The organism is Streptomyces sp. NPDC126503 (assembly GCF_040302405.1).
GTDB classification, from domain to species: domain Bacteria; phylum Actinomycetota; class Actinomycetes; order Streptomycetales; family Streptomycetaceae; genus Streptomyces; species Streptomyces gulbargensis.
In genome coordinates, this window is sequence record NZ_JBEORS010000008.1 from 16018 (window position 1) to 39139 (window position 23122).

Here is a 23122-nt window from a genome sequence, read left to right on the forward strand (position 1 = left end):
TAGACTCGCGTGCGTACGGAAGTGACACGTGAGACACCGAGACCGAGGGGCGGGACGGACGTGCCGGAACCGACCGTTGTCGCGGCCCAGGCCGCCGACCACTTCGAGACGTACTCCGCCGTCGGGCTGCTCGCCGTCATCGGCGTGATGTTCGTGGCCGTGGCGTTCGGCGCCGGACGCCTGCTGCGGCCCGTCGTGCCCACCCCCGAGAAGCTGCTCACGTACGAGTGCGGCGTCGACCCCGTGGGAGAGGGCTGGGCCCACACCCAGGTCCGCTACTACGTGTACGCCTTCCTCTACGTCATCTTCGCCGTCGACTCGATCTTCCTCTTCCCCTGGGCGACGGTCTTCGCCGCGCCCGGATACGGCGCGACGACCCTGGTCGAGATGTTCGTCTTCCTCGGTTTCCTCGCCGTCGGACTCCTCTACGCGTACAAGAAGGGTGTCCTGGCATGGACGTAACACCCCTGCCGGCCCCCCGGCTGGGCCCGCTGGCCCGCCTGGCCCCCGAGCCGATGAAGGTCGTCCTCAACTGGGGCCGCCGCTACAGCCTGTGGGTCTTCAACTTCGGCCTCGCCTGCTGCGCGATCGAGTTCATCGCCGCGTCCATGGCCCGGCACGACTTCATCCGCCTCGGCGTGATCCCCTTCGCGCCCGGCCCGCGCCAGGCCGACCTGATGATCGTCTCCGGCACGGTCACCGACAAGATGGCCCCGGCCGTGAAGCGGCTCTACGAGCAGATGCCCGACCCGAAGTACGTCATCTCCTTCGGCGCCTGCTCCAACTGCGGCGGCCCCTACTGGGACTCGTACTCCGTCACCAAGGGCGTCGACCAGATCATCCCCGTCGACGTGTACGTGCCGGGCTGCCCGCCCCGGCCCGAAGCGCTGCTCCAGGGCATCCTCAAGCTCCAGGAGAAGATCGCCCGCGAGAACCTGGGGGAGCGGTACGGCACCACGGCGCCGGCCTCGGTCTCCCAGCTGACCGGCCCGCTGGTCACCCCTCCGCCGGGAGGCGACGACCGATGAACCGCTACGACTCCCTCCCCGAGGCCGTGACGGACCTGTTCGGCGACGAGGCGGCGGCGGAGCGGGCGTACGACCTGCTGACCGTCGACGTCCCCGTCACGGACTGGCTCGACGCGCTGCGGACCGCCAAGGACGAGCTGGGCTGCACCTACTTCGACTGGCTGAGCGCGGTGGACGAGCCGGGCACCGGCTTCCGTGTCTGCGCGCACGTCGTGGCCCTCCGGGACGGCGCCGCCCCGCAGCGTCTGCTCGTGCGCACGACCGTGCCCCACAGCGACCCGGTCCTGCCCACGGCGGTGGGGGTGTTCGCGGGCGCGGCCTGGCACGAGCGCGAGACGCACGAGATGTTCGGCGTCCGGTTCGAGGGCCACCCGCACCTGGTCCCGCTGCTGCTGCCCGAGAACTTCGAGGGCCACCCGCTCCGCAAGGACTTCGTGCTCGCGGCCCGGGTCGCCAAGGCGTGGCCGGGCGCGAAGGAGCCGGGCGAGTCCCACGACGGCGGCCCCAAGCGCCGCCAGATGCTCCCCCCGGGCGTCCCGGACCCGAACGAATGGGGCCCCCTCAAGGGCCAGCTCCCCCCGGCCCCCACCCGCGCCGACCGCCCGGCCCGCCGCACCCGTACGGCCACCGAGGGCTCGGCGAGCCAGGCGGCGGAGGCGACGCCCGCGCGTCGTGCCCGCTCGGCGTCGGAGGGTTCCGCGAGCCAGGCGGCGGAGGCGACGCCCCCGCGCCGTACCGGCTCCGCGAGCGCGGGACCGGCCGGTCAGCCGGCCCCGCGCCGTACCCGCTCGGCGTCGGACGGCTCCGCGAGCCAGGCCGCGGCAGCCTCCCCCGCGGCGCCCCGCCCGCGCCCCCGCAGCGCGGACGCGCCCTGGCACCACGCCCGCCCGGCCTTCGACACCTCCCCGCAGGACACGCAGGACACGCAGGACACCAAGGACACGGCGGCGCCGGCCGGTGCCGCCCCCGCGCCGGAGCCGGCCGGGGCGGCCGAGGGCGCCGCTGCCACGCCGGACACCCGCCCGGACCCGCAGGCCCCGGCCTCCGGGCGGCCCCAGGACCCCACGGAGAGCACCGCCCCCCGGGGTACGCCCCCGGACCCGGAGCCCCCCGCCGAGGGCGCCACCACCCCGGAGCCGGAGGGTGGACCGCGGCGACGGCACACCGATGAGAACGACACCGACGGAGGCGATCCCGCGTGAACGACGTACTCGACGTCGCCCTCCGGCTGCTCGTCGTCCTCGCCGTCTTCCTCGTGCTGCCGCTCGTCGTCGGGCAGACCGAGCACAAGGTCATGGCCCACATGCAGGGCCGCCTCGGCCCCATGTACGCGGGCGGGTTCCACGGCTGGGCCCAGCTCGTCGCCGACGGCGTGAAGTTCGCGCAGAAGGAGGACGTCGTCCCGAAGGACGCCGACCGCCGCGTCTTCCAGTTGGCACCGGCCGTCGCGCTCCTGCCGTACCTGCTCGTCCTCGTCGCGATCCCGATCGGGCCCGGCGAGGGCGCCGTCGGCCAGGTCGTCGACGCGGGCATCTTCTTCGTGCTCGCCGTCATGGGCATCGGGGTGCTCGGCAGCCTGATGGCCGGCTGGGCCTCCGCCAACAAGTTCTCGCTGCTCGGCGCGCTCCGTACCGCCGCCCAGCTCCTCGCCTACGAGCTGCCGATGCTGCTCGCCGCCGCGTCCGTCGCGATGGCGGCCGGCACCGTCTCCCTCCCCGGCATCCTGAACGCCTTCGAGTGGTGGTGGCTGCCCTGGCAGATCGTCGGCGCGATCGTCTTCTTCGTCGCCGGCCTCGCCGAGCTCCAGCGGCCCCCGTTCGACATGCCGGTGGCCGACTCGGAGATCATCTTCGGCGCGTACACCGAGTACACGGGCCTCCGCTTCGCCCTGTTCCTGCTCGCCGAGTACGCGGGCATCGTCGTCCTGTGCGGCCTCACCACCGTCCTCTTCCTCGGCGGCTGGCACGGCCCCCTCGGCGCGGACGGGCTCGGCTGGGTGTGGACCCTGCTCAAGACCGCGGTCCTCGCCTTCGTCGTGATCTGGCTCCGCGTGACGTACCCCCGGCTCCGCGAGGACCAGCTGCAGAAGCTGGCCTGGACGACCCTCGTCCCGCTCGCCCTGGCGCAGATCGCGCTCACCGGCATCGTGAAGGTGGCGATCCAGTAATGCCCATCCCCGGCTCCGGCCTCGCCAAGGGCCTCGCCGTCACGCTCCGCACGATGACGCGCAAGAACGTCACCGCGCAGTACCCGGACACCCAGCCCGAGCTGGCGCCCCGCACGCGCGGGGTGATCGGGCTGTTCGAGGAGAACTGCACGGTCTGCATGCTGTGCGCCCGCGAGTGCCCCGACTGGTGCATCTACATCGACTCCCACAAGGAGACGGTCCCGGCCGCCACTCCCGGCGGCCGCGAGCGCAGCCGGAACGTCCTCGACCGTTTCGCCATCGACTTCGCGCTCTGCATGTACTGCGGGATCTGCATCGAGGTGTGCCCCTTCGACGCCCTCTTCTGGTCGCCGGAGTTCGAGTACGCCGAGACCGACATCCACGAGCTCACGCACGAGCGGGACAAGCTCCGGGAGTGGATGTGGACGGTGCCCGAGCCGCCCGCGCTCGACCCGAAGGCGGAGGAGCCCAAGGAGGTCGCCGCCGCCCGCAAGTCCGCCGAGAAGGCCGCCGCCCAGGCCGCGGCAGCCGCCGAAGCCGCCGCCGAGGCACCTGAGGCCGCGTCCGGCACCGGGACGGCAACCGACCCCGCGCCCGGCGCCGGGACCGCAACCGACCCCGCGCCCGGCACCGACGCCCAGGGGGAGCAGCAGTGAACCTCGCCGCCGCCCACCCCGGCTTCCTCTCGCCCTCCGGCGTCGAGATCGCCTTCCTGCTCGTCGGGCTCGTCACCCTCGGCGCCGCCCTCGTCACCGTCACCACCCGCCAGCTCGTGCACGCCGCCCTCTGGCTGGTCGTGGCGCTCGGCGGGCTCGCCGTCGAGTACCTCCTCCTCACCGCCGAGTTCATCGCCTGGGTCCAGGTGCTGATCTACGTCGGTTCCGTCGTCGTCCTCCTCCTCTTCGGTCTCATGCTCACCAAGGCCCCCATCGGACGCTCCCCGGACGCCGACTCCGGGAACCGGCCGGTCGCCCTCGCCGTCGCGCTCGCCGCCGCCGCCGCGCTCGTCTGGGTCGTCGTCGACGCCTTCCGTACGACCTGGATCGACCTGGACGGACCCGCGCAGGGCACGACCGGCGTCACCGGCGAGATCCTCTTCAAGCACTGGGTGCTGCCCTTCGAGGCCCTCTCGGTGCTCCTCCTCGCCGCCCTCGTCGGCGCGATCGTCCTGTCCCGCAAGAAGGACACCGCCGCCCCCCGCACCGGCCCGGGCACCGGTCCCGCCGCCGGCCCGAAGGGCGGAGCCCGCTGATGCACCTCGCCTACCCGGCCGTCCTCGCCGCCCTCCTCTTCTGCGTCGGCCTGTACGGCGTCCTCGCCCGCCGCAACGCCATCCTGGTCCTGATGTCCGTCGAGCTCATGCTCAACGCCGTCAACCTCAACCTGGTCGCCTTCGACGTCTGGCTCCGCGACGCCCTGCACGCGGGCCAGGCCCTCACCCTCTTCACCATCGCCGTCGCCGCCGCCGAGATCGGCATCGGTCTCGCGATCGTCCTGATGGTCCACCGCAACCGCGGCACCTCGGACGTCGACCGCCTCCGCGACACGGCGGAACAGCCCGAACCCGCCGACGCCGGGACCGACGAGAAGGCCGAGGCCACCGCGTGACCACCACGACCCTCGCCGCCCTCGTCCCCGTCCTGCCCTTCCTCGGCTCCGCCGCCGGACTCGCCCTCGGCCGCACCGCGCCCGGCTTCGTCCGCCCGCTCGCCGTCCTGCCGGCCCTCGCGGCCACCGTCCTCGCCGTGCTCGTCGCCGTCCGCCAGGGCGGCGGCCGGGCCCTCGACGCCGCCACCCCGCTCACGCCGACCGGCTCCGTCCCCATCGACCTGGCGCTGCACATCGACGGCTTCGCGGCCCTCGTCGCCGTCCTCGTCGGCGTCGTCGCGACCTGCGTGCAGATCTACTCGACCGGTTACCTCCGCGACGACCCCCGCTACCCCTCGTACGCCGCGCTCGTCTCCCTCTTCACCGCCGCCATGCTCCTCGTCGTCTACTCCGGCGACCTCATGGTGCTGCTGGTCGGCTGGGAGGTCATGGGCATCTGCTCGTACTTCCTCGTCGGCCACTACTGGGAGACCCCCGAGGCCCGGGCCGCCTCCCTCAAGGCCTTCCTCGTCACCAAGCTCGGCGACGTGCCCTTCCTCATCGGCCTCTTCGCGCTCGCCGCCGACGCCGGCACCTTCCGCATCACCGGCGTCCTGGGCGCCGTCGCCACCGGCGGCCTCGACCACCCCACCCTCATCGCGCTGCTGCTCCTCGCCGGCGTCGCCGGCAAGTCCGCGCAATTCCCGCTCCACACCTGGCTCCCCGACGCCATGGCCGGCCCCACCCCCGTCTCCGCGCTGATCCACGCGGCGACGATGGTCGCCGCCGGCGTCTACTTCACGGCCCGGCTCCTGCCGGTCTTCGCCGCCTCCGGCGCCGCGCTGACCGTCCTCGCCGTCATGGCCGCGATCACCATGGTCGGCTCCGCGCTCGCCGCCCTCGCCCAGGACGACATCAAGCGGGTCCTCGCCTACTCGACCATCGGCCAGCTCGGCTACATGGCCGGCGCGCTCGCCGTCGGCGACCGGGGCGCCGCCGTCTTCCACCTCCTCTCGCACGCCGCCTTCAAGGCGCTGCTGTTCCTCGCCGCCGGCGCCGTCATCCACGCCGCCGGGACGAACTCGCTCACCGCCATGTCCCGCATGAGCGGCCTCGCGAAGCGCGTCCCCGACGCGTACTGGACGATGACCGTCGCCCTCCTCGCCCTCGCCGCGATCCCCCCGTTCGCCGGCTTCTTCTCCAAGGAGGCCGTCCTCGTCGCCGCCGAGCACACCGCGCTCGGCGACCGGACCGGCGCCCCCGCCGGGGCCGGCTGGACCGTCCTCGTCGCGGGCCTCCTCACCGCGCTGCTCACCGCCGCCTACGCCCTCCGCCTCTGGCTGCGGGCCTTCCGCGGCCGGGGCACCGAGGCCCCCGACCACGGCCGGCAGCCCCTCGCCATGACGACCGTCCTGTGGGTGCTGGCCGTCCCCTCCCTGGCCTTCGGCCTCACCGTCACGTACCTGGACGACTGGTTCGACGGCCACGCCCTCACCCCGACCCTCACCACCGCCGTCCTCGGCACCGGACTCGCCGCCGCGGGCGCCGCGATCACCTACGCCGTCTGGCGCGCCCTCGCCGCCAGGGCCCCGGCCGCGCGCCTCCCTCACGTCGCCCACCCCGAGGCCGACGCGGGCCAGGTCGAGGCCGAGGCGCTGCACCTGCCGCACCCCGGCGAGGACCCCGGCGACCCCGGCCGCGCCCTGCTCGGCCCGCTGTACCGCCCGGCGGCGAGCGGCTTCCACCTCGACGCCCTCTACCGGGCCGCCTTCGTCCGCCCCGTCACCGCCGCCGCCTCCCTGGTCCGCTTCCTGGACCGCGAGGTCGTCGACACGTACGTACGCGGCGCGGGCAGCACCGCGAAGGGCCTCGGGTGGCTCGTCCGCCGCGCCCAGACCGGCAACGTGCAGACCTATCTCAGCGCCCTGCTCGCCGGCTCCGTCGTCCTGGCGATCGCCGCCGTCGCCCTCGCCAACGCCGTCGCCGGAGCGTGAGCCGTGATCGATATCAGCGAATCCGTGATGCAGTTCCTCCTCGCGTTCCTCGTCGCCGCGCCGCTCCTCGGCGCCGCCGCCGCGCTCCTGCCCGCCCCGCCGGGCCTGCGCGGCCGCTCACCCGAGCAGGCCGTCCTCCGCCACGGCGTGACCGTCACCGGCGCCGTCCTGCTCGCCGCGATCGTCCTCACGCTCGGCTTCGACCACGACCACCCGGCCACGATGCAGGCCACGACCGACATCAGCTGGATCCACGCCCTCGGCGTGCGCATCCACCTCGGCGTCGACGGCATCTCCCTCCCCCTCCTGCTCCTCACCGCGCTGCTGACCTTCCTCTGCGCGCTGTACAGCTACTTCAAGCCCCCCGCCGGCCCCGCCCCCAAGGCCTTCGTCGCCCTCCTCCTCGTCCTGGAGTCCGGCACCCTCGCCGCCTTCGCCGTCCTCGACCTGGTCCTGTTCTTCCTGGCCTTCGAGATGGTGCTCATCCCCATGTACTTCCTCATCGCCCGCTGGGGCGGCGAGGGCAGGCGGCCCGCCGCCTGGAAGTTCGTCCTCTACACGCTGCTCGGCTCCGTCGTCATGCTGCTCGGCCTGCTCCTCATCGGCGTGAAGGCGGGCACGTTCGACATGGTGGCACTCGCCACCGACAACGGCCGCGGCCTGACCGCGTCCGTGCAGCTCATCGCGGTCCTCGCGATCGGTCTCGGGCTCGCCGTGAAGACCCCGATGTGGCCGCTGCACTCCTGGCTGCCCGACGCCCACACCGCCGCGCCCACCGTCGGCTCCGTCCTCCTCGCCGGCGTCCTGCTGAAGATGGGCACCTACGGGTTCGTCCGCATCGTGCTGCCCATCGCCCCCGACGGCATGCACACCCTCGCCCCGTACCTCGCCGCCCTCGCCGTCGCCGGCATCCTCTACGGATCGCTCGCCTGCCTCGCCCTCGCGCGCCCCGGCGCCAAGGGCGACCTCAAGCGCCTGATCGCGTACTCCTCCGTCGGCCACATGGGCTTCGTGCTCCTCGGCATCGCCACCATGACCCCCACCGGGGTCAACGGCGCCCTCTTCGCCAACATCGCCCACGGTCTCATCACCGGCCTGCTGTTCTTCCTGGTCGGCGCGGTCAAGGACCGGTACGGCACCGCCGACCTCGACACCCTCGCCGGGGCCACCGGCGCCGCCCTCTACGGCCGCGCCCCCCGCCTCGGCGCCCTCCTCTCGTTCGCCGCCGTCGCCTCCCTCGGCCTGCCCGGCCTCGCCGGCTTCTGGGGCGAGATGCTGGCCCTCTTCGGCGCCTTCGAACCCGCCGAGGGCCTCAGCCGCCCCGCCTTCCTCACCTTCATGGCGATCGGCGCCTTCGGCACCCTCCTCACCGCCGCGTACCTCCTCGTGGTCGTCCGCCGCGTCTGCATGGGCGGCCCCCGCCCCGCCGGCGAACCGGCCCTCGCCGACGTCCAGGGGTACGAAGCCGCCGCCTGGACCCCGCTCGTCGCCCTCACCGTCCTCGCCGGACTCTGGCCCGCGGTCCTCCTCGGCCTCACCGACCCGGCCGTCCAGCAGCTCCTCGCGGGAGGCACCCAGTGACCCCGTTCGCCAGCGGCACCCTCGTCCAGTCCGTCGACTGGCTCACGATCGCGCCGCCCACGCTCACCGCCGTGGTCGCCCTCGCCGTCCTCGTCGCCGACCTGTTCGTCCCCCCGGAGCGCAAGCGGCTCCTCGGCCTGGTCGCGACCGCCGGACTCGCCGCCGCCCTGGCGCTCCTGATCCCGCTCCGGGCCGGCGACCGCGCCACCTTCTGCCTCACCGCGCAGGCCCAGGCCCAGGCGCACACCCAGAGCGCCGCGTGCAGCTACACCGCCGACCGGTTCACCCTGGTCGTGCAGCTCCTCGTCCTCGGCGGCGCGCTGCTCACCGCGCTCCTGTCCCTGGACGAGACCCGCGCCAAGCTCCCGGCCGGCGAGTTCTGGTTCCTGCTGCTCTCCTCGGCCGCCGGCGCCGCCCTGCTGCCCGCCTCCCGCGACCTCGCCACCCTCGTCGTCGCCCTCGAAGTGGCCTCGCTGCCCGCGTTCGCGCTCGTCGGCCTCAAGCGCGGCGACCGCATGTCCGGCGAGGCCGCCCTCAAGTTCTTCCTGTCCTCCGTCACCGCCACCGCCGTCACCCTGCTCGGCGTGAGCTTCGTGTACGCGGCGACCGGCACCCTCCACCTCACCGAGCTCGCCGCCCGCCTCGACGACGTCCCCGGGCAGCTGCAGACCCTCGCCGAGGCGGGTGTCGCCCTCACCCTCGTCGGCTTCGCCTTCAAGACGGCCGCCGTGCCCTTCCACTTCTGGGTCCCCGACACCTACGTCGGCGCGCCGCTTCCGGTCGCCGCCTACCTGTCCGTCGTCGGCAAGGCCGTCGGCTTCACCGGCCTCATCCTGGTCACGGTCGTCGCCTTCCCCTCGCACGCCGACATCTGGGGCCCCGCCCTCGCCGTCCTCGCCGCGCTCACCATGACCGCCGGCAACGTCGCCGCCCTGCGGCAGGTCTCCACGCGCGCGTGGAGCGCGGTACGGCTCCTCGCCTGGTCCTCCGTGGCCCAGGCCGGCTACCTCCTGGTGCCGATCGCCGCCGCCGCGTACTCCAGCGACGACCAGATCGGCGCCACCGTCGCGTACGCCCTCATGTACGCCGTCGTGAACCTCGGCGCCTTCGCCGTCGTCGCGCTCGTCGCCCGCAGCCACCCCGGGAACCGCCTCAGCGACTACCGGGGCCTGTACGCCACCAGCCCCGCCGCCGCCCTCGCCCTCGCCTTCTTCCTGCTGAACCTGGCCGGACTGCCGCCGGGCATCATCGGCCTCTTCGCCAAGGTGACCGTCTTCTCGGCGGCCGTCGACGCGGGCCTCGGCTGGCTGGCCGTGATCATGGGCCTCAACGTCGTCATCGGCCTGTACTACTACCTGCGCTGGACGGCCCTGCTGTTCCGCCCGGCCCCGGAAACCGCCCCCGCGCCGCCGACGGAAGCACACACCCCGGAAGCACCCACCGCGGAAGCACGCACCACGGAAGCACCCTCCGCGGAAGCGCCCGCACCCGGGGCGCCGGCCCCCCGCCGCGCCCCGGCCCCCCTCCCCGTCACCGCGGCCATCGTGCTCACCGCCGCCGCCGGAGCCGTCCTCTCCGGCTACCCGCAGCTCGCCCTCCGCTTCGCGGCGGCCGGCCTCTTCTGAGGCGCTCACCCGCACGGAGCGGCCCCGCCCCGGTGCGGCCGGGGGAACCGCAGCCTCCCGCCTGGCGTTCACCAGTACGGGAGGGTCCACTGGACCAGTGGGCCACCACCAAGCAAAGGGTTCCCCTGCCGCACCACCTGGAGGGCGTACCGTGCACCGCCGGCACAACGGGCTGAGGACCGCCGTACTCCTCGGAGGGCTCTCCGCCCTCATCATCGTCATCGGCAGCTTCTTCGGACGTACGGGGCTGATCGTCGCGGTTCTCGTGGCGCTCGGCACCAACGCGTACGCCTACTGGAACAGCGACAAGCTCGCGCTGCGGGCCATGCGCGCCCGCCCGGTGAGCGAGTTCGAGGCCCCCGGCCTCTACCGGATCGTGCGGGAGCTCTCCACCCAGGCCCGCCAGCCCATGCCCCGGCTCTACATCTCGCCCACCCAGGCGCCCAATGCCTTCGCCACCGGCCGCAACCCGCGCAACGCCGCCGTCTGCTGCACCGAGGGCATCCTCGCCCTCCTCGACGAACGCGAGCTGCGCGGCGTCCTCGGCCACGAGCTGAGCCACGTCTACAACCGGGACATCCTCATCTCCTCGGTGGCCGGAGCCCTCGCCTCGGTGATCATGTTCCTGGTCAACTTCGCCTGGCTGATCCCCGTCGGCCGCTCCAGCGACGACGACGGCCCCGGCCTCCTCGGCATGCTCCTGGTCATGATCCTGGGCCCGGTGGCCGCCTCCGTCATCCAGCTCGCCGTCTCCCGCTCCCGGGAGTACGAGGCCGACGCCTCCGGAGCCCAGCTCACCGGCGACCCGCTCGCCCTCGCGGGCGCCCTGCGCAAGCTGGAGGCGGGCACCAGACAGCTGCCGCTGCCACCCGAGCCCAAGATCGAGACGGCCAGCCACATGATGATCGCCAACCCGTTCCGGCCCGGCCAGGGCCTCGCCCGGATGTTCTCCACCCACCCGCCCATGGCCGAGCGGATCGCCCGGCTCGAACAGATGGCGGGGCGACGCCCGTGAAGACCGTCCTCAACGTCGTCTGGCTGGTCCTCTCCGGCTTCTGGCTGTTCCTCGGCTACCTCGCTGCCGGCGTCCTGCTGTGCGTCACCGTCATCGGCATCCCGTTCGGCCTCGCCGCCTTCCGCATCGGCCTCTACGCCCTCTGGCCCTTCGGCCACACCGTCGTCGACAAGCCCGGCGCCGGAGCCGCCTCCTGCGTCGGCAACGTCCTGTGGCTGATCCTCGCCGGCTGGTGGCTCGCCCTCGGCCACGTGGTGACCGGCATCGCCCTGTGCGTCACGGTCATCGGCATCCCCCTCGGCCTCGCCAACTTCAAGCTCATCCCCGTCTCCCTGCTCCCCCTCGGCAAGGAGATCGTGCCCACGGACCAGCCCTTCGCGGCCCGCTGACCGGTCCCCGCCCCGCGTGGCCCGGCGGCCTCAGGCCCTCGGCGGTACCGGCCGTCCCCGCCCGACCGCGTACGCCACCACGCCCAGGGCCACCACCCCGGCCCCCGCCAGGACCGAGCCCAGCGGCAGCGCGAGCGCGAGTGCCGCGCAGCCGGCGAGCCCCAGGAGGGCGAGCGGCGCGGCCCGGCCGCCCAGCGTCCAGGCGGAGGCGTTCGCGATCCCGTAGTAGACCAGCACGCCGAAGGACGAGAAGCCGATCGCCCCCCGCACGTCGGCCGTCGCCGCGACCACGGCCACCACCGCGCCCACCGCGAGCTCCGCCCGGTGCGGCACGTGGAAGCGCGGGTGCACGGCCGCCAGCCCCGCCGGCAGATAGCCGTCCCTGGCCATCGCCAGGGTCGTCCGGGACACCCCGAGGATCAGCGAGAGCAGGGAGCCCAGCGCGGCCACGGCCGCGCCCACCGTCACCACCGGCACCAGCCACGAGGCGCCCGCCGCCCGGGCCGCGTCCGCCGGCGGGGCGGCCGAACCGGCCAGTGCGGCCGGCCCGAGGACGGTGAGCACGGCGACCGCGACGGCCGCGTACACGGCGAGCGCGATGCCCAGCGCCAGGGGCACCGCACGCGGGATCGTCCGGGCCGGATCGCGGACCTCCTCCCCGAGCGTGGCGATCCGCGCGTACCCCGCGAAAGCGAAGAAGAGCAAACCCGCGGCCTGCAGCACCCCGCCCGCCGCGACCTCCCCGCCGAACGGTTCACCCTGCCGCGCGCCGCCCCCGAACGACACCACGACCACCGCCGCGAGCACCGCCAGGACCAGCGCCACGATCACCCGTGTGAGCATCGCCGACTTCTGAACACCCGCGTAGTTGACGGCCGTCAGGGCCACCACGGCGGCCACCGCCACCGCGTGCGCCTGCCCCGGCCACACGTACGCGCCGACGGCCAGCGCCATCGCCGCGCACGAGGCCGTCTTGCCGACCACGAAGGCCCAGCCTGCCAGGTGCCCCCAGAAGGGGCCGAGACGTTCGCGACCGTACACATAGGTGCCGCCCGAGGCGGGGTACAGGGCCGCGAGCCGGGCCGAGGCCATGGCGTTGCAGTACGCGACGACGGCGGCGAGCCCGAGGGCCCAGAGCAGTCCCGCTCCCGATCCGGCCGCTCCCGCCGCCGGCCCGAGCGCGACGAAGATCCCCGCCCCGACCATCGAGCCGAGGCCGATCACGACCGCGTCGAAGAGGCCGAGGGACCGGCGCAGTTCGGATGTCATGCGCACAGCCTAGAAGCTGAGTCCGGTCTCCCTCAGCGTGATGTTCAACCGGCCGTTCAGCCCCAGCGCGGGATCGGCCGTCCCCGGAAACACCGTGGGCACGCCGTGGAAGGCCCGCCGCGACGGACCACCGAACACGAACAGGTCACCCGAGGCCAGCTCCACGTCCGTCCACGGCCGCCCGCGCCCCTCCGCGTTGCCGAACCGGAAGACGCACCGGTCCCCGAGACTCAGCGACACCACCGGCGCAGCCGACCGCTCCTCCCGGTCCTGGTGCATGCCCATGCGCGCCCCGGCCCCGTAGAAGTTCACCAGCGCCGTGTCCGGCGCGAACCCGCCGTCGTCCCCGTACGCCTCCGCCACCGCGGCTCGCCCCAGCGCGGCCAGCCACTCCGGCAGCGCGACCGCCACCGCCTCGAGATAGCGGTACGGCACCCACCGCCGCCCCAGGCACAGCGAACGCACCGACATCACACCCCCGCCCGGCAGCACGGTCCGCTCGTACGCCACGGGCCCGCGCCCCCACTCCCGGCAGGCCTCCACCAGCTCCCGCTGCCGCGCCACCGGCAGCCAGTCCGGCACGTGCACTGCCCCGGGCGCCACCTCGGCCCGCTCGCGCGGAAACAGCCCCTCCGTCACACCGGCGCACCCTCGAGCCCCAGGAGCCGCTGCTTGCGCTCCAGCCCCGCCGCGTACCCGCGCAGGCTCCCGTCGGCCCCGATCACCCGGTGACAGGGCCGCACCACCAGCAGCGGATTGCGGCCGATCGCCGTCCCCACGGCCCGTACCCCGGCCCCCGCCGCACCGACCCGCCGGGCGATCTCCCCGTAGCTGACGGTCGCCCCGTACGGAATCTCCTCCAGCGCCCGCCAGACGCGCCGCTGGAACTCCGTCCCCGCCTCCGCGTGGGGAATCTCGAACCGGTCGCGCCGCCCGGCGAAGTACTCCTCCAACTGCCCCACGGCCTCCGCGAAAGCCTCCGGCGCGTGCGTCCAGCCCTCCAGCACCGTGGCACCGCCCTTCTGCCCGGGCAGCGACAGCGAGCGCAGCGCGGTACGGCCCCCTGGCGCGAGCCGCCCGACGAGCAGCATCTCCCCCAGGGGGCCGTCGGCGTACGCGTACACGGTGATGTCGGTCATGCCTCCAGTGTGCGAGGCCGGTCCGCACTCCGGCTGGCGGATTTCGGACACCACCTTCATCGGACGGGCCGGTGGTCGCCCCGAGCGACCCGGCCGGGCGCGGTCACTCGTCGGTCTCCCCCAGGCCGCGGGTGCCGAGCGAGACGCGGGGAAGCTCCCGGTCCTCTTTCGCGGCCTCGAAGAAGTCCAGCTCCGTCGGGTCGAGGTCCAGCGCCGCGCAGATCTCCTCGTGGAGTACGACGTAGGCCATGAACCGCTCGTTCCTCCGGTCCTCGTAGTCGTCCCCGCTCGTGTCGTAAGCGGAAAGCCTGAGGTCGAACAGGTCGTTCGCCCAGTCCCGGTACCGGTCGAAGACGTGGTTCGCCGCCTCGGTGACTCCCTCGTCCCCCAGCTCACCCAGCTGGTCGGTGGCGGCGCGGGCGACGGACGCCGCGCGCCGGCAATCCTCCAGATTGCCGGTCGGAAAGCCGAAGGAGGAGAACCCGACCGCCTGGATCAGGACGACGAGCGACTTGTGCCACGCGGTCATCTCATTCTGGAACAGCCGGTACGCCCGGATGAGACCGGCTCGGGGCGAGGGGTCGTCGGGCGCCACGCGGTTGGGATCCGAGAGCCGCAGCAGTTCCTTGTACCGGAACATGGCCTGGCGGTCGATGTCCCCCCGATCGAAGCGGGTGTGGCAGTTCGGACACAGGACGATCAGGTTGTGGAACTCGTGCCTCAGGACACGGTGCCAGGGCACGATGTGCGCGATCTCCAGCGGGGTCGCGCGGCATGTCGGTATCGCACATCGGTGGCCGGCCTCGACGTAGAGCTGCCGGGCCAGCGGACGAGGCACCTTGGTGCGCTTCGTGGCCATGCGGGCAGCATAGGAGGTGTCACCGACAGTGCGGCCCGGCCCGGGCGGAACCGCCAACGGACACGTCCGACGGCGCGGACCCACGAGGGCGGCCGGCGAAACGGTCCCCGGCCGGACGCCCCCGTCGCGCCGGCCCGGCGCCGCCACGGGCCAAGCCCTGATCAGCGGTAGTTCACGAACTGCAGTGCGAAGTCGAAGTCCTGGTTCTTCAGCAGCGTGATCACGGCCTGCAGGTCGTCCCGGCTCTTCGAGCTGACCCGCAGCTCGTCACCCTGCACCTGCGCCTTGACGCCCTTCGGGCCCTCGTCGCGGATGACCTTGGAGACCTTCTTCGCGTTCTCCTGCGAGATGCCCTCCTGGATGGAGGCGAACAGCTTGTACTCCTTGCCGGACAGCTGCGGCTCGCCGTCCACGTCCAGCGACTTCAGCGAGATCCCGCGCTTGATCAGCTTGGACTGGAAGATGTCGAGGATCGCCTTCACGCGCTCCTCACCACTCGCCTGCATCAGGATCTTCTCGCCCGACCACTCGATCTTGGCGTTGGTCCCCTTGAAGTCGTAGCGCTGCGAGATCTCCTTCGCCGCCTGGTTGAGGGCGTTGTCGACCTCCTGCCGCTCGACCTTGGACACGATGTCGAAACTGGAGTCGGCCATGACTCGTGGCTCCTTGCTCGGATGCTGGGGTACAGCCCAAAGCCTAGGGGGTGTCCCACAGCACCCACCCCTGATCAAACAGGTGGCGGAGCACCCCACGGGATCAGGTATCGTTTACGTCGTTGCCACGGAGCACCGCCGAAAAGCGGCCTCCACGGCAGCGATCCCATGGCGGTGTGCCCGAGTGGCCAATGGGAGCGGACTGTAAATCCGTCGGCTTAGCCTACCCAGGTTCGAATCCTGGCGCCGCCACGTGATGAAGACGGCCCCTGATCTGCGGAAACGCGATCAGGGGCCGTTTTGTTCTTGTGTGCTCCCCGGTCAGGAGCGGCCGCTAGAGTCACGGGCCATGGGGGAGCAGAGGATGCGTACGAAGCCGTGCAAGTGGTGCCGGCAGCCGGTCGCGTACCGGTCGTGGTGGCGTTCACGCCGGTACTGCAACCGGTGGCACCAGACACGGAAACGGATCTCCCGGATCCTGGAACTGTTCGGCGAGGCCGCCAGCGCCTGACCGCCCGGACAATCGGGCCCGCTGACGCGCAGCCGTGGACCGGCAGGTACTCCTGTCCCGGGACGAACGGACCGGGGCTCAGTTGCCCGCCACGTCCTTGACCGCCACCGAGACCGGGATCGAGCCGGAGATCAGCTCCAGCGTCAGGCCCGCGGTCGCCGGGGTGTCGAGGAGTTCGGCGAGGACGGCGGCCACGTCGTCGCGGGGGACCGGGCCGCTGCCCGTGTGGGCGCCCAGGCGGACCAGGCCCGTGCCCGCGTCGTTCGTCAGGGAGCCGGGGCGCAGGATCGTCCACTCCAGGTTCGGGCGGGAGCGGATGTCGTCGTCCGCGGCGCCCTTGGCACGCAGGTACGCGTCGAAGATCTCGTCGCCCGGCCGCCGCGCGTCCGCGCCCATCGACGAGACGACGACGTACCGCCGCACGCCGGCCCGTTCCGCCGCGTCCGCGAAGAGGACCGCCGCCCCCCGGTCCACCGTGTCCTTGCGGTCCGCGCCGCTGCCCGGGCCCGCGCCCGCCGCGAAGACGGCCGCGTCCGCGCCCTCCAGGACCGCCGCCACCTCCTCCACCGACGCCGACTCCAGGTCCAGCACCACGGGCTCCGCGCCCGCGTCCCGCAGGTCCGCCGCCTGCTCGGGGCGGCGGATCAGGCCCGCCACCTCGTGTCCGCCCGACGAGAGCAGCCGTTCCAGGCGCAGGGCGATCTGTCCGTGTCCACCAGCGATGACGATGCGCATACACACGACCGTACGACTCAGCGCGGCCCGGGGCCTCCCGGCCCGGGACGGTCCGGGCGGTCCGGACGCTCGGGCCGCTCCGGCCGGGCCTGTCGCGGCAGATCCAGCGCCGCCGCCGAGTCGCAGTACTCCCGCACCGCGCTCGTCCGCGCCACCACCCGCCCCCGGTGCACCACGATCCGGCTGTACGCGAGCGACAGCGCCCCCGCGAGCCGCTCGCCCCGCACCGCCAGGAGCTCCGCCGGGAAGCCCGCCTCCACACGCACCTCCGGCAGCCCCATCGCCGCCCGCGCCTCCGCGCTCACCGCCGCGTACGCCTCCCCGGGCGTCAGCCCGCCCAGCGACGCCAGCAGATAGGCCGCCTCCAGCGGGTCCCCGCGGCCCACCGGGTTCGCCAGGTCCCGCAGCGCCCCGCCGCCCGCCGCCACCCGCACCCCGGCCGACCGCAGCAGCCGCACCGGCGCGGCCCCCCGCCGCTCCGTACCCCCGCAGCCGCCCTGCGGCAGGCACACCACCGTCACCCCGGCCGCCGCCAGCTGGTCCGCGACCCGCGCCGCGACGTCCGCCGGCAGCCGCGCGAGCCCCGCGCACGGCCCGATCGTCACCCCCGGCCGCAGTCCGCCGGCCATCACCGCGAGCCGGGCGAGCCGCGCGGGATCGTCCCCGTCGGTGTGCAGGTCCACCGGGCAGCCGTGCTCGGCGGCCAGCTCCAGGACCGCCTCCGCGTACCCGGTGGGATCCGGGTCCAGGTCCGGGCAGCCACCGACCACGCCGGCGCCCATCCGCACCGCGTCCCGCAGCAGCGCCAGCCCGTCCGCCCCCGCCGCGCCGGTGAGCAGCCGGGGCACCGCGACCGCCGTCAGATCGGCCAGGCCGCGCAGCGAACGCCGGGCCTGCAGTGCCGCCTCCAGCGGCCCGAGCCCGTGCACGTCCCCGATCCGCACGTGCGCGCGCAACGCCGTCGCCCCGTGTCCGAGCTGGAGCAGCGCGGCCTCGGTGGCGCGCCGCCGCACCTCCTCGGGGGCGTACGAGACAGGGCCCGGGCTGTCGGCGGTGAGCGCCGTGTCGGCGTGGGCGTGGGGCTCGGCGGGGGCCGGCAGCAGCAGATAGCCGGCCAGGTCGACGCGCGCGCCGGGCGCGGGGAGGCTGCCCGCCGTCCCGACGGCCTCGATCCGGCCCCGTACCAGCCGCACGTCCACCGTCCTGCCGTCGGCGAGCCGCGCGTTGGCCAGCAGCAGCGAGCCCGACTCGGCGGTCGTCGCGGCCCCGTCGTCGGGCGGCTGGGGCTGCTTGCTGTCGGCAGACATCGGGCTCCTCCGGGGCTCGTGGCTGGCTCACCAAGATCAAGATCACGCAGCGTGGGGCAGAGCCTAGGGGCGCCCGCAGCCGCCTTCGAGGAGGAGCGCAATAGTCGTACCGATGAGGCCACGAGTGGCGTACGGGGCGCCGGACCGGCCCCTCCGGGAGGCCGCCGGGAAACGGATTTGGGTGATGGGCGGAGGACCGTGTAATGTCTTCCTCGCTCGCCCCAATAGCTCAGTCGGCAGAGCGTCTCCATGGTAAGGAGAAGGTCTACGGTTCGATTCCGTATTGGGGCTCTGGTGAGAAGGTCCCCGCCTTCGGGCGGGTTACCCGATCATCAAAGCGGTGTAGCTCAGTCGGTAGAGCAAGCGGCTCATAATCGCTGTGTCACCGGTTCAAGTCCGGTCACCGCTACACACAGTAGCCGATTGTGGGGTCGGTCCTTCGATCGGCTACTCTTCTATGCGTTCATCCGTCCATCCGTCCGTCAAGGAGCACTCACGTGGCTGCCACCGACGTCCGCCCGAAGATCACGCTGGCCTGCGTGGAGTGCAAGGAGCGGAACTACATCACCAAGAAGAACCGGCGTAACAACCCGGACCGTCTTGAGATGAAGAAGCACTGCCCCCGCTGCAACTCGCACACCGCGCACCGCGAGACGCGATAATCCAGGCTCGTTCACGAGGCCGTCCCCACTGGGGGCGGCCTCGTGGCGTTTGACGCAACAGATCCAGCAGGAGGTATCGAGTCCATGGCGCTCGACCAGTCCTTCGTGGGCCGGACCTATCCGCCCACCGCGCCCTACGAGGTCGGCCGGGAAAAGATCCGCGAATTCGCCGAGGCCATCGGTGACGCCAATCCCGCGTACACCGACACCGAGGCCGCCAAGGCGCTCGGTCACCCGGATGTGATCGCGCCGCCCACATTTGTGTTCGCCATCACCTTCAAGGCCGCCGGACAGGTCGTCGAGGACCCCCAGCTGGGCCTCGACTACAGCCGGGTCGTCCACGGCGACCAGAAGTTCGCCTACACCCGTCCCGTGCGCGCGGGCGACCGACTCACCGTCACCTCCACCATCGAGGCGATCAAGTCCCTCGCCGGCAACGACATCCTGGACATCCGCGGCGAGGTCCACGACGCCTCCGGCGAGCACGTCGTCACCGCCTGGACCAAGCTCGTCTCCCGCGCCCCCGAGGAGGCCTGACCATGACCGCGAAGATCGCCTACGACGACGTCGAGGCCGGCACCGAGCTCCCCGCGCGGAGCTTCCCCGTGACCCGCGCCACGCTCGTCCGGTACGCCGGCGCCTCCGGGGACTTCAACCCCATCCACTGGAACGAGAAGTTCGCCGTCGCGGTCGGCCTCCCCGACGTCATCGCCCACGGCATGTTCACCATGGCCGAGGCCATCCGCGTCGTCACCGACTGGGCCGGCGACCCCGCCGCCGTCGTCGAGTACGGCGTCCGCTTCACCAAGCCCGTCGTCGTCCCCAACGACGACACCGGCGCCCTCATCGAGGTCAGCGCCAAGGTCGCCGCCAAGCTGGACGACCGGCGGGTGCGCGTCGACCTCACCGCGACCAGCGCCGGACAGAAGGTCCTGGGCATGAGCCGCGCCGTGGTCCAGCTCGCCTGACGCCAGGAAGAGGACGTAGGTGTTGTGTCGGTCGACACGACACCTACGTACTCTTGAGCCCGTGCACGTACTCCACGACGCCCCCCTCGCCCCCCTCACCACCTTCCGGCTCGGCGGCCCCGCCGCCCGGCTGGTCACCGCCACCACCGACGACGAGGTGATCGCCGCGGTCCGCGAGGCCGACGCCTCCGGCACCCCGCTCCTCGTGATCGGCGGCGGCTCCAACCTGGTCATCGGGGACAAGGGCTTCGACGGCACCGCCCTGCGCGTCGCCACGAAGGGCTTCACGCTCGACGGCACCCGCCTGGAACTCGCCGCCGGCGAGGTCTGGACCGACGCCGTCGCCCGGACCGTGGAGGCCGGGCTCGCCGGCGTCGAGTGCCTCGCCGGCATCCCCGGCTCGGCCGGCGCCACGCCCATCCAGAACGTCGGCGCCTACGGCCAGGACGTCTCCGCCACCGTCACCGAGGTCGTCGCCTACGACCGGCGCGCCGGGGAGACCGTCACCCTCACCAACGCCCAGTGCGCCTTCTCGTACCGCCACAGCCTCTTCAAGGAGCACCTCGAGCGGTACGTCGTCCTGCGCGTCCGCTTCGAGCTGGAGGACGCCGGCGGGCTCTCCGCGCCCGTCAAGTACGCCGAGACCGCCCGCGCCCTCGGCGTCGAGGCCGGGGACCGGGTGCCGCTGGAGCGGGCCCGCGAGACCGTCCTGAAGCTGCGCGCCGGCAAGGGCATGGTCCTGGACCCCGAGGACCACGACACCTGGTCCGCCGGGTCCTTCTTCACCAACCCGATCCTCCCGGCGGAGGAGTACGCGGCCTTCCTCACGCGCGTCGCCGGACGCCTCGGCCCCGACGTCACCCCGCCGGCCTTCCCCGCGGGCGAGGACGGCGCCGTGAAGACCTCGGCCGCCTGGCTCATCGACAGGGCCGGCTTCACCAAGGGGTACGGCTCCGGGCCCGCCCGGATCTCCACCAAGCACACCCTCGCCCTCACCAACCGCGGCGAGGCCACCACCGAGGACCTCCTCGCCCTCGCCCGCGAGGTCGTCGCCGGCGTCCGGGACGCCTTCGGGATCACCCTCGTCAACGAGCCCGTGATGGTCGGCGCCGGCCTCTGACCCCGCGGTCACCGGCGTACGGGCGTCAGCCGGCCAGCCAGTCGTCGATCCCGGCCAGCAGCTTCGCCCGTACGTCCTCCGGCGCCGCCGAGCCCCGCACCGACTGGCGGGCCAGCTCCGCCAGCTCCTCGTCCGTGAAGCCGTGGTGCTCGCGGGCGATCTCGTACTGGGCCGCCAGGCGCGAGCCGAACAGGAGCGGGTCGTCCGCGCCGAGCGCCAGCGGGACCCCGGCCTCGAACAGCGTGCGCAGCGGGACGTCGGCGTGCTTCTCGTACACCCCGAGCGCCACGTTGGACGCCGGGCACACCTCGCACGTCACCCCCCGCTCGGCGAGCTTCCGCAGCAGCCGCGGGTCCTCCGCCGCCCGCACCCCGTGGCCGATCCGCGAGGCCCGCAGATCGTCCAGGCAGTCCCGCACGGATGCCGGACCGGTCAGCTCCCCGCCGTGCGGGGCCGCGAGCAGGCCGCCGTCGCGGGCGATCGCGAAGGCACGGTCGAAGTCCCGGGCCAGCCCCCGCCGCTCGTCGTTGGACAGACCGAAGCCGACCACCCCGCGGTCCGCGTACCGGACCGCGAGACGGGCCAGCGTCCGGGCCTCCAGCGGATGCTTCATACGGTTCGCCGCGACCAGCACCCGCATCCCGAGGCCCGTCTCCCGGGAGGCCGCGTCGACCGCGTCCAGGATGACCTCCATGGCCGGGATCAGCCCCCCGAGATGAGGGGCGTACGAGGTCGGGTCGACCTGGATCTCCAGCCACCCCGAGCCGTCCCTGACGTCCTCCTCCGCCGCCTCGCGCACCAGCCGCCGGATGTCCTCGGGCTCGCGCAGGCAGGAGCGGGCGATGTCGTACAGGCGCTGGAAGCGGAACCAGCCGCGCTCATCGGTGGCCCGCAGGCGCGGGGGCGTACCGCTGCTCAGCGCCTCGGGCAGGTGCACGCCGTACTTGTCGGCCAGTTCGAGGAGGGTCGAGGGCCGCATCGAACCGGTGAAGTGCAGGTGCAGATGGGCCTTGGGCAGCAGGGTGATGTCGCGGTGAACGTGCTCCATCGGCCGATCCTGCCGCAACCGGACGGGCCCGGGCACCCCTTTTCCCCGATCGGGACCGGCCCGAACGCAGAAGCGGCCCCCGGTTCCGAGGAACCGGGGGCCGCCGACCTGCCGAACTCCGACGGGTCAGTCGCGGGCCTCCGCCAGCAGCTTCTGGATCCGGGACACGCCCTCGACCAGGTCCTCGTCGCCGAGCGCGTACGACAGGCGCAGGTAGCCCGGCGTGCCGAAGGCCTCGCCCGGGACGACCGCGACCTCGGCCTCGTCCAGGATCAGGGCCGCGAGCTCGACCGAGTCCTGCGGGCGCCGGCCGCGGATCTCCTTGCCGAGCAGCGCCTTCACCGACGGGTACGCGTAGAACGCGCCCTCCGGCGTCGGGCAGTAGACGCCCTCGATCTCGTTGAGCATCCGCACCATCGTCTGGCGGCGCCGGTCGAAGGCGGCGCGCATCGTGGCGACCGCGTCCAGGTTCCCCGTCAGGGCGGCGAGCGCGGCGACCTGCGCCACGTTGCTCACGTTGGAGGTGGCGTGCGACTGGAGGTTCGTCGCGGCCTTCACCACGTCCTTCGGGCCGATGATCCAGCCCACGCGCCAGCCCGTCATCGCGTACGTCTTGGCGACGCCGTTCACGACGACGCACTTGTCGCGCAGCTCCGGCAGGACCGCCGGCAGGGAGACGGCGGAGGCGTCTCCGTACACCAGGTGCTCGTAGATCTCGTCGGTCAGCACCCACAGGCCGTGCTCGACGGCCCAGCGGCCGATCGCCTCGGTCTCGGCCTCGGAGTACACCGCGCCGGTCGGGTTCGACGGGGAGACGAAGAGGACGACCTTGGTCCGCTCGGTCCGGGCCGCCTCCAGCTGCTCCACCGAGACCCGGTACCCGGTGGTCTCGTCGGCCACGACCTCCACCGGCACACCGCCCGCGAGCCGGATCGACTCGGGGTACGTCGTCCAGTACGGCGCCGGGACGATGACCTCGTCGCCCGGGTCCAGGATCGCGGCGAAGGCCTCGTAGATCGCCTGCTTGCCGCCGTTGGTCACCAGGACCTGGGAGGCGTCGACCTCGTAACCGGAGTCGCGCAGCGTCTTGGCGGCGATGGCCGCCTTCAGCTCGGGCAGGCCGCCGGCCGGGGTGTAGCGGTGGTACTTGGGGTTCTTGCAGGCCTCGACGGCCGCCTCGACGATGTAGTCCGGCGTCGGGAAGTCGGGCTCACCCGCGCCGAAACCGATCACCGGGCGCCCGGCGGCCTTGAGGGCCTTGGCCTTGGCGTCGACGGCGAGGGTGGCGGACTCGGAGATCGCACCGATCCGGGCGGAGACCCGACGCTCGGTGGGAGGGGTAGCAGCGCTCATGCGGCCCATCGTCCCAGACCGCTTCACGGCCCGGCACACAGGTTTCACGGAGCGGACAGGAACGGTCATTCCTGGTCGTACGCGCGTCCGGTGCCGGGCCGGCGCGCTATCT

26 protein-coding genes and 3 tRNA genes are annotated in these 23122 nt (G+C 73.2%); 20 read left to right on the plus strand and 9 right to left on the minus strand.

Going from position 1 to position 23122, the window contains the following annotated elements:
- Positions 1-60 precede the first annotated feature (60 nt).
- The 12 genes from ABTY40_RS12830 (at position 61) to ABTY40_RS12885 (ending at position 11386) form a co-directional block, all read left to right on the plus strand.
- Positions 61-462, plus strand: a complete 402-nt coding sequence (locus ABTY40_RS12830; RefSeq protein ID WP_345278599.1) for an NADH-quinone oxidoreductase subunit A — start codon at positions 61-63, stop codon at positions 460-462.
- The gene (locus ABTY40_RS12835; RefSeq protein ID WP_345278598.1) at positions 453-1028 is read left to right on the plus strand and encodes an NADH-quinone oxidoreductase subunit B; all 576 of its coding nucleotides are present in this window, start codon (positions 453-455) and stop codon (positions 1026-1028) included. Before ABTY40_RS12830 ends, ABTY40_RS12835 begins: the two co-directional genes overlap by 10 nt.
- Positions 1025-2230: an NADH-quinone oxidoreductase subunit C gene (locus tag ABTY40_RS12840; protein ID WP_352059566.1), complete on the plus strand. Its 1206-nt coding sequence runs from the start codon at positions 1025-1027 to the stop codon at positions 2228-2230. The genes ABTY40_RS12835 and ABTY40_RS12840 overlap by 4 nt, the downstream gene beginning before the upstream one ends.
- Positions 2227-3195 carry a complex I subunit 1/NuoH family protein gene (locus tag ABTY40_RS12845; RefSeq protein WP_352059567.1) on the plus strand — a complete coding sequence of 323 codons (969 nt, stop codon included), beginning with the start codon at positions 2227-2229 and terminating at the stop codon, positions 3193-3195. The genes ABTY40_RS12840 and ABTY40_RS12845 overlap by 4 nt, the downstream gene beginning before the upstream one ends.
- A complete protein-coding gene (locus ABTY40_RS12850; protein WP_352059568.1) occupies positions 3195-3851 on the plus strand; it encodes a NuoI/complex I 23 kDa subunit family protein in 657 nt (218 codons plus the stop codon). The genes ABTY40_RS12845 and ABTY40_RS12850 overlap by 1 nt, the downstream gene beginning before the upstream one ends.
- Entirely contained in the window at positions 3848-4447 is a 600-nt protein-coding gene (locus tag ABTY40_RS12855) for an NADH-quinone oxidoreductase subunit J family protein (protein ID WP_352059569.1), read from the plus strand. The genes ABTY40_RS12850 and ABTY40_RS12855 overlap by 4 nt, the downstream gene beginning before the upstream one ends.
- Positions 4447-4803 (plus strand): NADH-quinone oxidoreductase subunit NuoK, encoded by a 357-nt coding sequence (gene nuoK, locus ABTY40_RS12860; RefSeq protein ID WP_352059570.1) that lies wholly within the window; start codon positions 4447-4449, stop codon positions 4801-4803. Before ABTY40_RS12855 ends, nuoK begins: the two co-directional genes overlap by 1 nt.
- The gene (locus tag ABTY40_RS12865; protein WP_352059571.1) at positions 4800-6776 is read left to right on the plus strand and encodes an NADH-quinone oxidoreductase subunit 5 family protein; all 1977 of its coding nucleotides are present in this window, start codon (positions 4800-4802) and stop codon (positions 6774-6776) included. Before nuoK ends, ABTY40_RS12865 begins: the two co-directional genes overlap by 4 nt.
- A gap of 3 nt (positions 6777-6779) precedes the next feature.
- A complete protein-coding gene (locus tag ABTY40_RS12870; protein WP_352059572.1) occupies positions 6780-8357 on the plus strand; it encodes a complex I subunit 4 family protein in 1578 nt (525 codons plus the stop codon).
- Entirely contained in the window at positions 8354-9982 is a 1629-nt protein-coding gene (locus ABTY40_RS12875; protein WP_352059573.1) for an NADH-quinone oxidoreductase subunit N, read from the plus strand. Before ABTY40_RS12870 ends, ABTY40_RS12875 begins: the two co-directional genes overlap by 4 nt.
- A gap of 151 nt (positions 9983-10133) precedes the next feature.
- On the plus strand, positions 10134-10997 hold the full coding sequence (gene htpX / locus ABTY40_RS12880) for a zinc metalloprotease HtpX (RefSeq protein ID WP_352059574.1): 864 nt from the start codon (positions 10134-10136) through the stop codon (positions 10995-10997).
- Positions 10994-11386 (plus strand): YccF domain-containing protein, encoded by a 393-nt coding sequence (locus tag ABTY40_RS12885; protein ID WP_352059575.1) that lies wholly within the window; start codon positions 10994-10996, stop codon positions 11384-11386. Before htpX ends, ABTY40_RS12885 begins: the two co-directional genes overlap by 4 nt.
- A gap of 30 nt (positions 11387-11416) precedes the next feature.
- Here ABTY40_RS12885 and ABTY40_RS12890 read toward each other — a convergent pair whose 3' ends face one another.
- The 5 genes from ABTY40_RS12890 to ABTY40_RS12910 all read right to left on the minus strand — a co-directional run bounded on the left by ABTY40_RS12890 (position 11417) and on the right by ABTY40_RS12910 (position 15306).
- Positions 11417-12655 (minus strand): APC family permease, encoded by a 1239-nt coding sequence (locus ABTY40_RS12890; protein ID WP_352059576.1) that lies wholly within the window; start codon positions 12653-12655, stop codon positions 11417-11419.
- A 9-nt stretch (positions 12656-12664) separates the two neighbouring features.
- A complete protein-coding gene (locus tag ABTY40_RS12895) occupies positions 12665-13294 on the minus strand; it encodes an alpha-ketoglutarate-dependent dioxygenase AlkB family protein (RefSeq protein ID WP_352059577.1) in 630 nt (209 codons plus the stop codon).
- On the minus strand, positions 13291-13794 hold the full coding sequence (locus tag ABTY40_RS12900) for a methylated-DNA--[protein]-cysteine S-methyltransferase (RefSeq protein WP_352059578.1): 504 nt from the start codon (positions 13792-13794) through the stop codon (positions 13291-13293). Before ABTY40_RS12900 ends, ABTY40_RS12895 begins: the two co-directional genes overlap by 4 nt.
- A 103-nt stretch (positions 13795-13897) precedes the next feature.
- Complete coding sequence (locus ABTY40_RS12905; protein ID WP_352059579.1) at positions 13898-14653, minus strand: HNH endonuclease signature motif containing protein; 756 nt, start codon at positions 14651-14653, stop codon at positions 13898-13900.
- A gap of 161 nt (positions 14654-14814) precedes the next feature.
- A complete protein-coding gene (locus ABTY40_RS12910; RefSeq protein WP_345278583.1) occupies positions 14815-15306 on the minus strand; it encodes a YajQ family cyclic di-GMP-binding protein in 492 nt (163 codons plus the stop codon).
- Between the two features lie 170 nt (positions 15307-15476).
- Here ABTY40_RS12910 and ABTY40_RS12915 point away from each other — a divergent pair.
- Together ABTY40_RS12915 and ABTY40_RS12920 are read left to right on the plus strand one after the other, a co-directional pair.
- Positions 15477-15558, plus strand: a tRNA-Tyr gene (locus ABTY40_RS12915).
- 97 nt (positions 15559-15655) lie between these two features.
- Positions 15656-15817, plus strand: a complete 162-nt coding sequence (locus ABTY40_RS12920; RefSeq protein WP_352059580.1) for a hypothetical protein — start codon at positions 15656-15658, stop codon at positions 15815-15817.
- 78 nt (positions 15818-15895) lie between these two features.
- On the opposite strand, the gene ABTY40_RS12925 is transcribed toward ABTY40_RS12920, so the two are convergent.
- On the minus strand, positions 15896-16552 hold the full coding sequence (locus ABTY40_RS12925) for an SDR family oxidoreductase (protein WP_352059581.1): 657 nt from the start codon (positions 16550-16552) through the stop codon (positions 15896-15898).
- A 17-nt stretch (positions 16553-16569) separates the two neighbouring features.
- Positions 16570-17859, minus strand: coding sequence for an amidohydrolase family protein (locus tag ABTY40_RS12930; RefSeq protein WP_352059582.1), 1290 nt, complete (start codon positions 17857-17859; stop codon positions 16570-16572).
- 218 nt (positions 17860-18077) lie between these two features.
- On the opposite strand from ABTY40_RS12930, the gene ABTY40_RS12935 reads away from it, so the two are divergent.
- From ABTY40_RS12935 to ABTY40_RS12960, 6 genes are all read left to right on the plus strand, one after another.
- A tRNA-Thr gene (locus ABTY40_RS12935) sits at positions 18078-18150 on the plus strand.
- 45 nt (positions 18151-18195) lie between these two features.
- A tRNA-Met gene (locus ABTY40_RS12940) sits at positions 18196-18268 on the plus strand.
- An 88-nt stretch (positions 18269-18356) separates the two neighbouring features.
- Positions 18357-18521 carry a 50S ribosomal protein L33 gene (gene rpmG / locus ABTY40_RS12945; protein WP_003956487.1) on the plus strand — a complete coding sequence of 55 codons (165 nt, stop codon included), beginning with the start codon at positions 18357-18359 and terminating at the stop codon, positions 18519-18521.
- An 84-nt stretch (positions 18522-18605) separates the two neighbouring features.
- On the plus strand, positions 18606-19058 hold the full coding sequence (locus ABTY40_RS12950; protein WP_345278580.1) for an FAS1-like dehydratase domain-containing protein: 453 nt from the start codon (positions 18606-18608) through the stop codon (positions 19056-19058).
- A gap of 2 nt (positions 19059-19060) precedes the next feature.
- Entirely contained in the window at positions 19061-19489 is a 429-nt protein-coding gene (locus ABTY40_RS12955) for a MaoC family dehydratase (protein ID WP_352059583.1), read from the plus strand.
- Between the two features lie 22 nt (positions 19490-19511).
- The gene (locus tag ABTY40_RS12960; protein WP_352059748.1) at positions 19512-20609 is read left to right on the plus strand and encodes a UDP-N-acetylmuramate dehydrogenase; all 1098 of its coding nucleotides are present in this window, start codon (positions 19512-19514) and stop codon (positions 20607-20609) included.
- Positions 20610-20634: 25 nt separating this feature from the next.
- Here the strand turns inward: ABTY40_RS12960 and ABTY40_RS12965 are convergent, their stop codons facing one another.
- The gene (locus tag ABTY40_RS12965; protein WP_345278577.1) at positions 20635-21657 is read right to left on the minus strand and encodes an adenosine deaminase; all 1023 of its coding nucleotides are present in this window, start codon (positions 21655-21657) and stop codon (positions 20635-20637) included.
- A 126-nt stretch (positions 21658-21783) separates the two neighbouring features.
- Positions 21784-23010, minus strand: a complete 1227-nt coding sequence (locus ABTY40_RS12970) for a pyridoxal phosphate-dependent aminotransferase (RefSeq protein ID WP_352059584.1) — start codon at positions 23008-23010, stop codon at positions 21784-21786.
- Positions 23011-23122: the final 112 nt, after the last annotated feature.

Excerpts from the sequence above, each read along its gene's own strand:
- ABTY40_RS12925 (WP_352059581.1), bottom strand. The coding sequence starts at position 16,552 with ATGCGCATCGTCATCGCTGGTGGACACGGACAGATCGCCCTGCGCCTG.
- ABTY40_RS12890 (WP_352059576.1), bottom strand. The coding sequence starts at position 12,655 with ATGACATCCGAACTGCGCCGGTCCCTCGGCCTCTTCGACGCGGTCGTG.
- nuoK (WP_352059570.1), top strand. The coding sequence starts at position 4,447 with ATGCACCTCGCCTACCCGGCCGTCCTCGCCGCCCTCCTCTTCTGCGTC.
- ABTY40_RS12840 (WP_352059566.1), top strand. The coding sequence starts at position 1,025 with ATGAACCGCTACGACTCCCTCCCCGAGGCCGTGACGGACCTGTTCGGC.
- ABTY40_RS12905 (WP_352059579.1), bottom strand. The coding sequence starts at position 14,653 with ATGGCCACGAAGCGCACCAAGGTGCCTCGTCCGCTGGCCCGGCAGCTC.
- ABTY40_RS12970 (WP_352059584.1), bottom strand. The coding sequence starts at position 23,010 with ATGAGCGCTGCTACCCCTCCCACCGAGCGTCGGGTCTCCGCCCGGATC.
- ABTY40_RS12965 (WP_345278577.1), bottom strand. The coding sequence starts at position 21,657 with ATGGAGCACGTTCACCGCGACATCACCCTGCTGCCCAAGGCCCATCTG.
- ABTY40_RS12910 (WP_345278583.1), bottom strand. The coding sequence starts at position 15,306 with ATGGCCGACTCCAGTTTCGACATCGTGTCCAAGGTCGAGCGGCAGGAG.
- ABTY40_RS12950 (WP_345278580.1), top strand. The coding sequence starts at position 18,606 with ATGGCGCTCGACCAGTCCTTCGTGGGCCGGACCTATCCGCCCACCGCG.
- ABTY40_RS12920 (WP_352059580.1), top strand. The coding sequence starts at position 15,656 with ATGGGGGAGCAGAGGATGCGTACGAAGCCGTGCAAGTGGTGCCGGCAG.
- ABTY40_RS12850 (WP_352059568.1), top strand. The coding sequence starts at position 3,195 with ATGCCCATCCCCGGCTCCGGCCTCGCCAAGGGCCTCGCCGTCACGCTC.
- ABTY40_RS12900 (WP_352059578.1), bottom strand. The coding sequence starts at position 13,794 with ATGACCGACATCACCGTGTACGCGTACGCCGACGGCCCCCTGGGGGAG.
- ABTY40_RS12835 (WP_345278598.1), top strand. The coding sequence starts at position 453 with ATGGACGTAACACCCCTGCCGGCCCCCCGGCTGGGCCCGCTGGCCCGC.
- ABTY40_RS12955 (WP_352059583.1), top strand. The coding sequence starts at position 19,061 with ATGACCGCGAAGATCGCCTACGACGACGTCGAGGCCGGCACCGAGCTC.
- ABTY40_RS12930 (WP_352059582.1), bottom strand. The coding sequence starts at position 17,859 with ATGTCTGCCGACAGCAAGCAGCCCCAGCCGCCCGACGACGGGGCCGCG.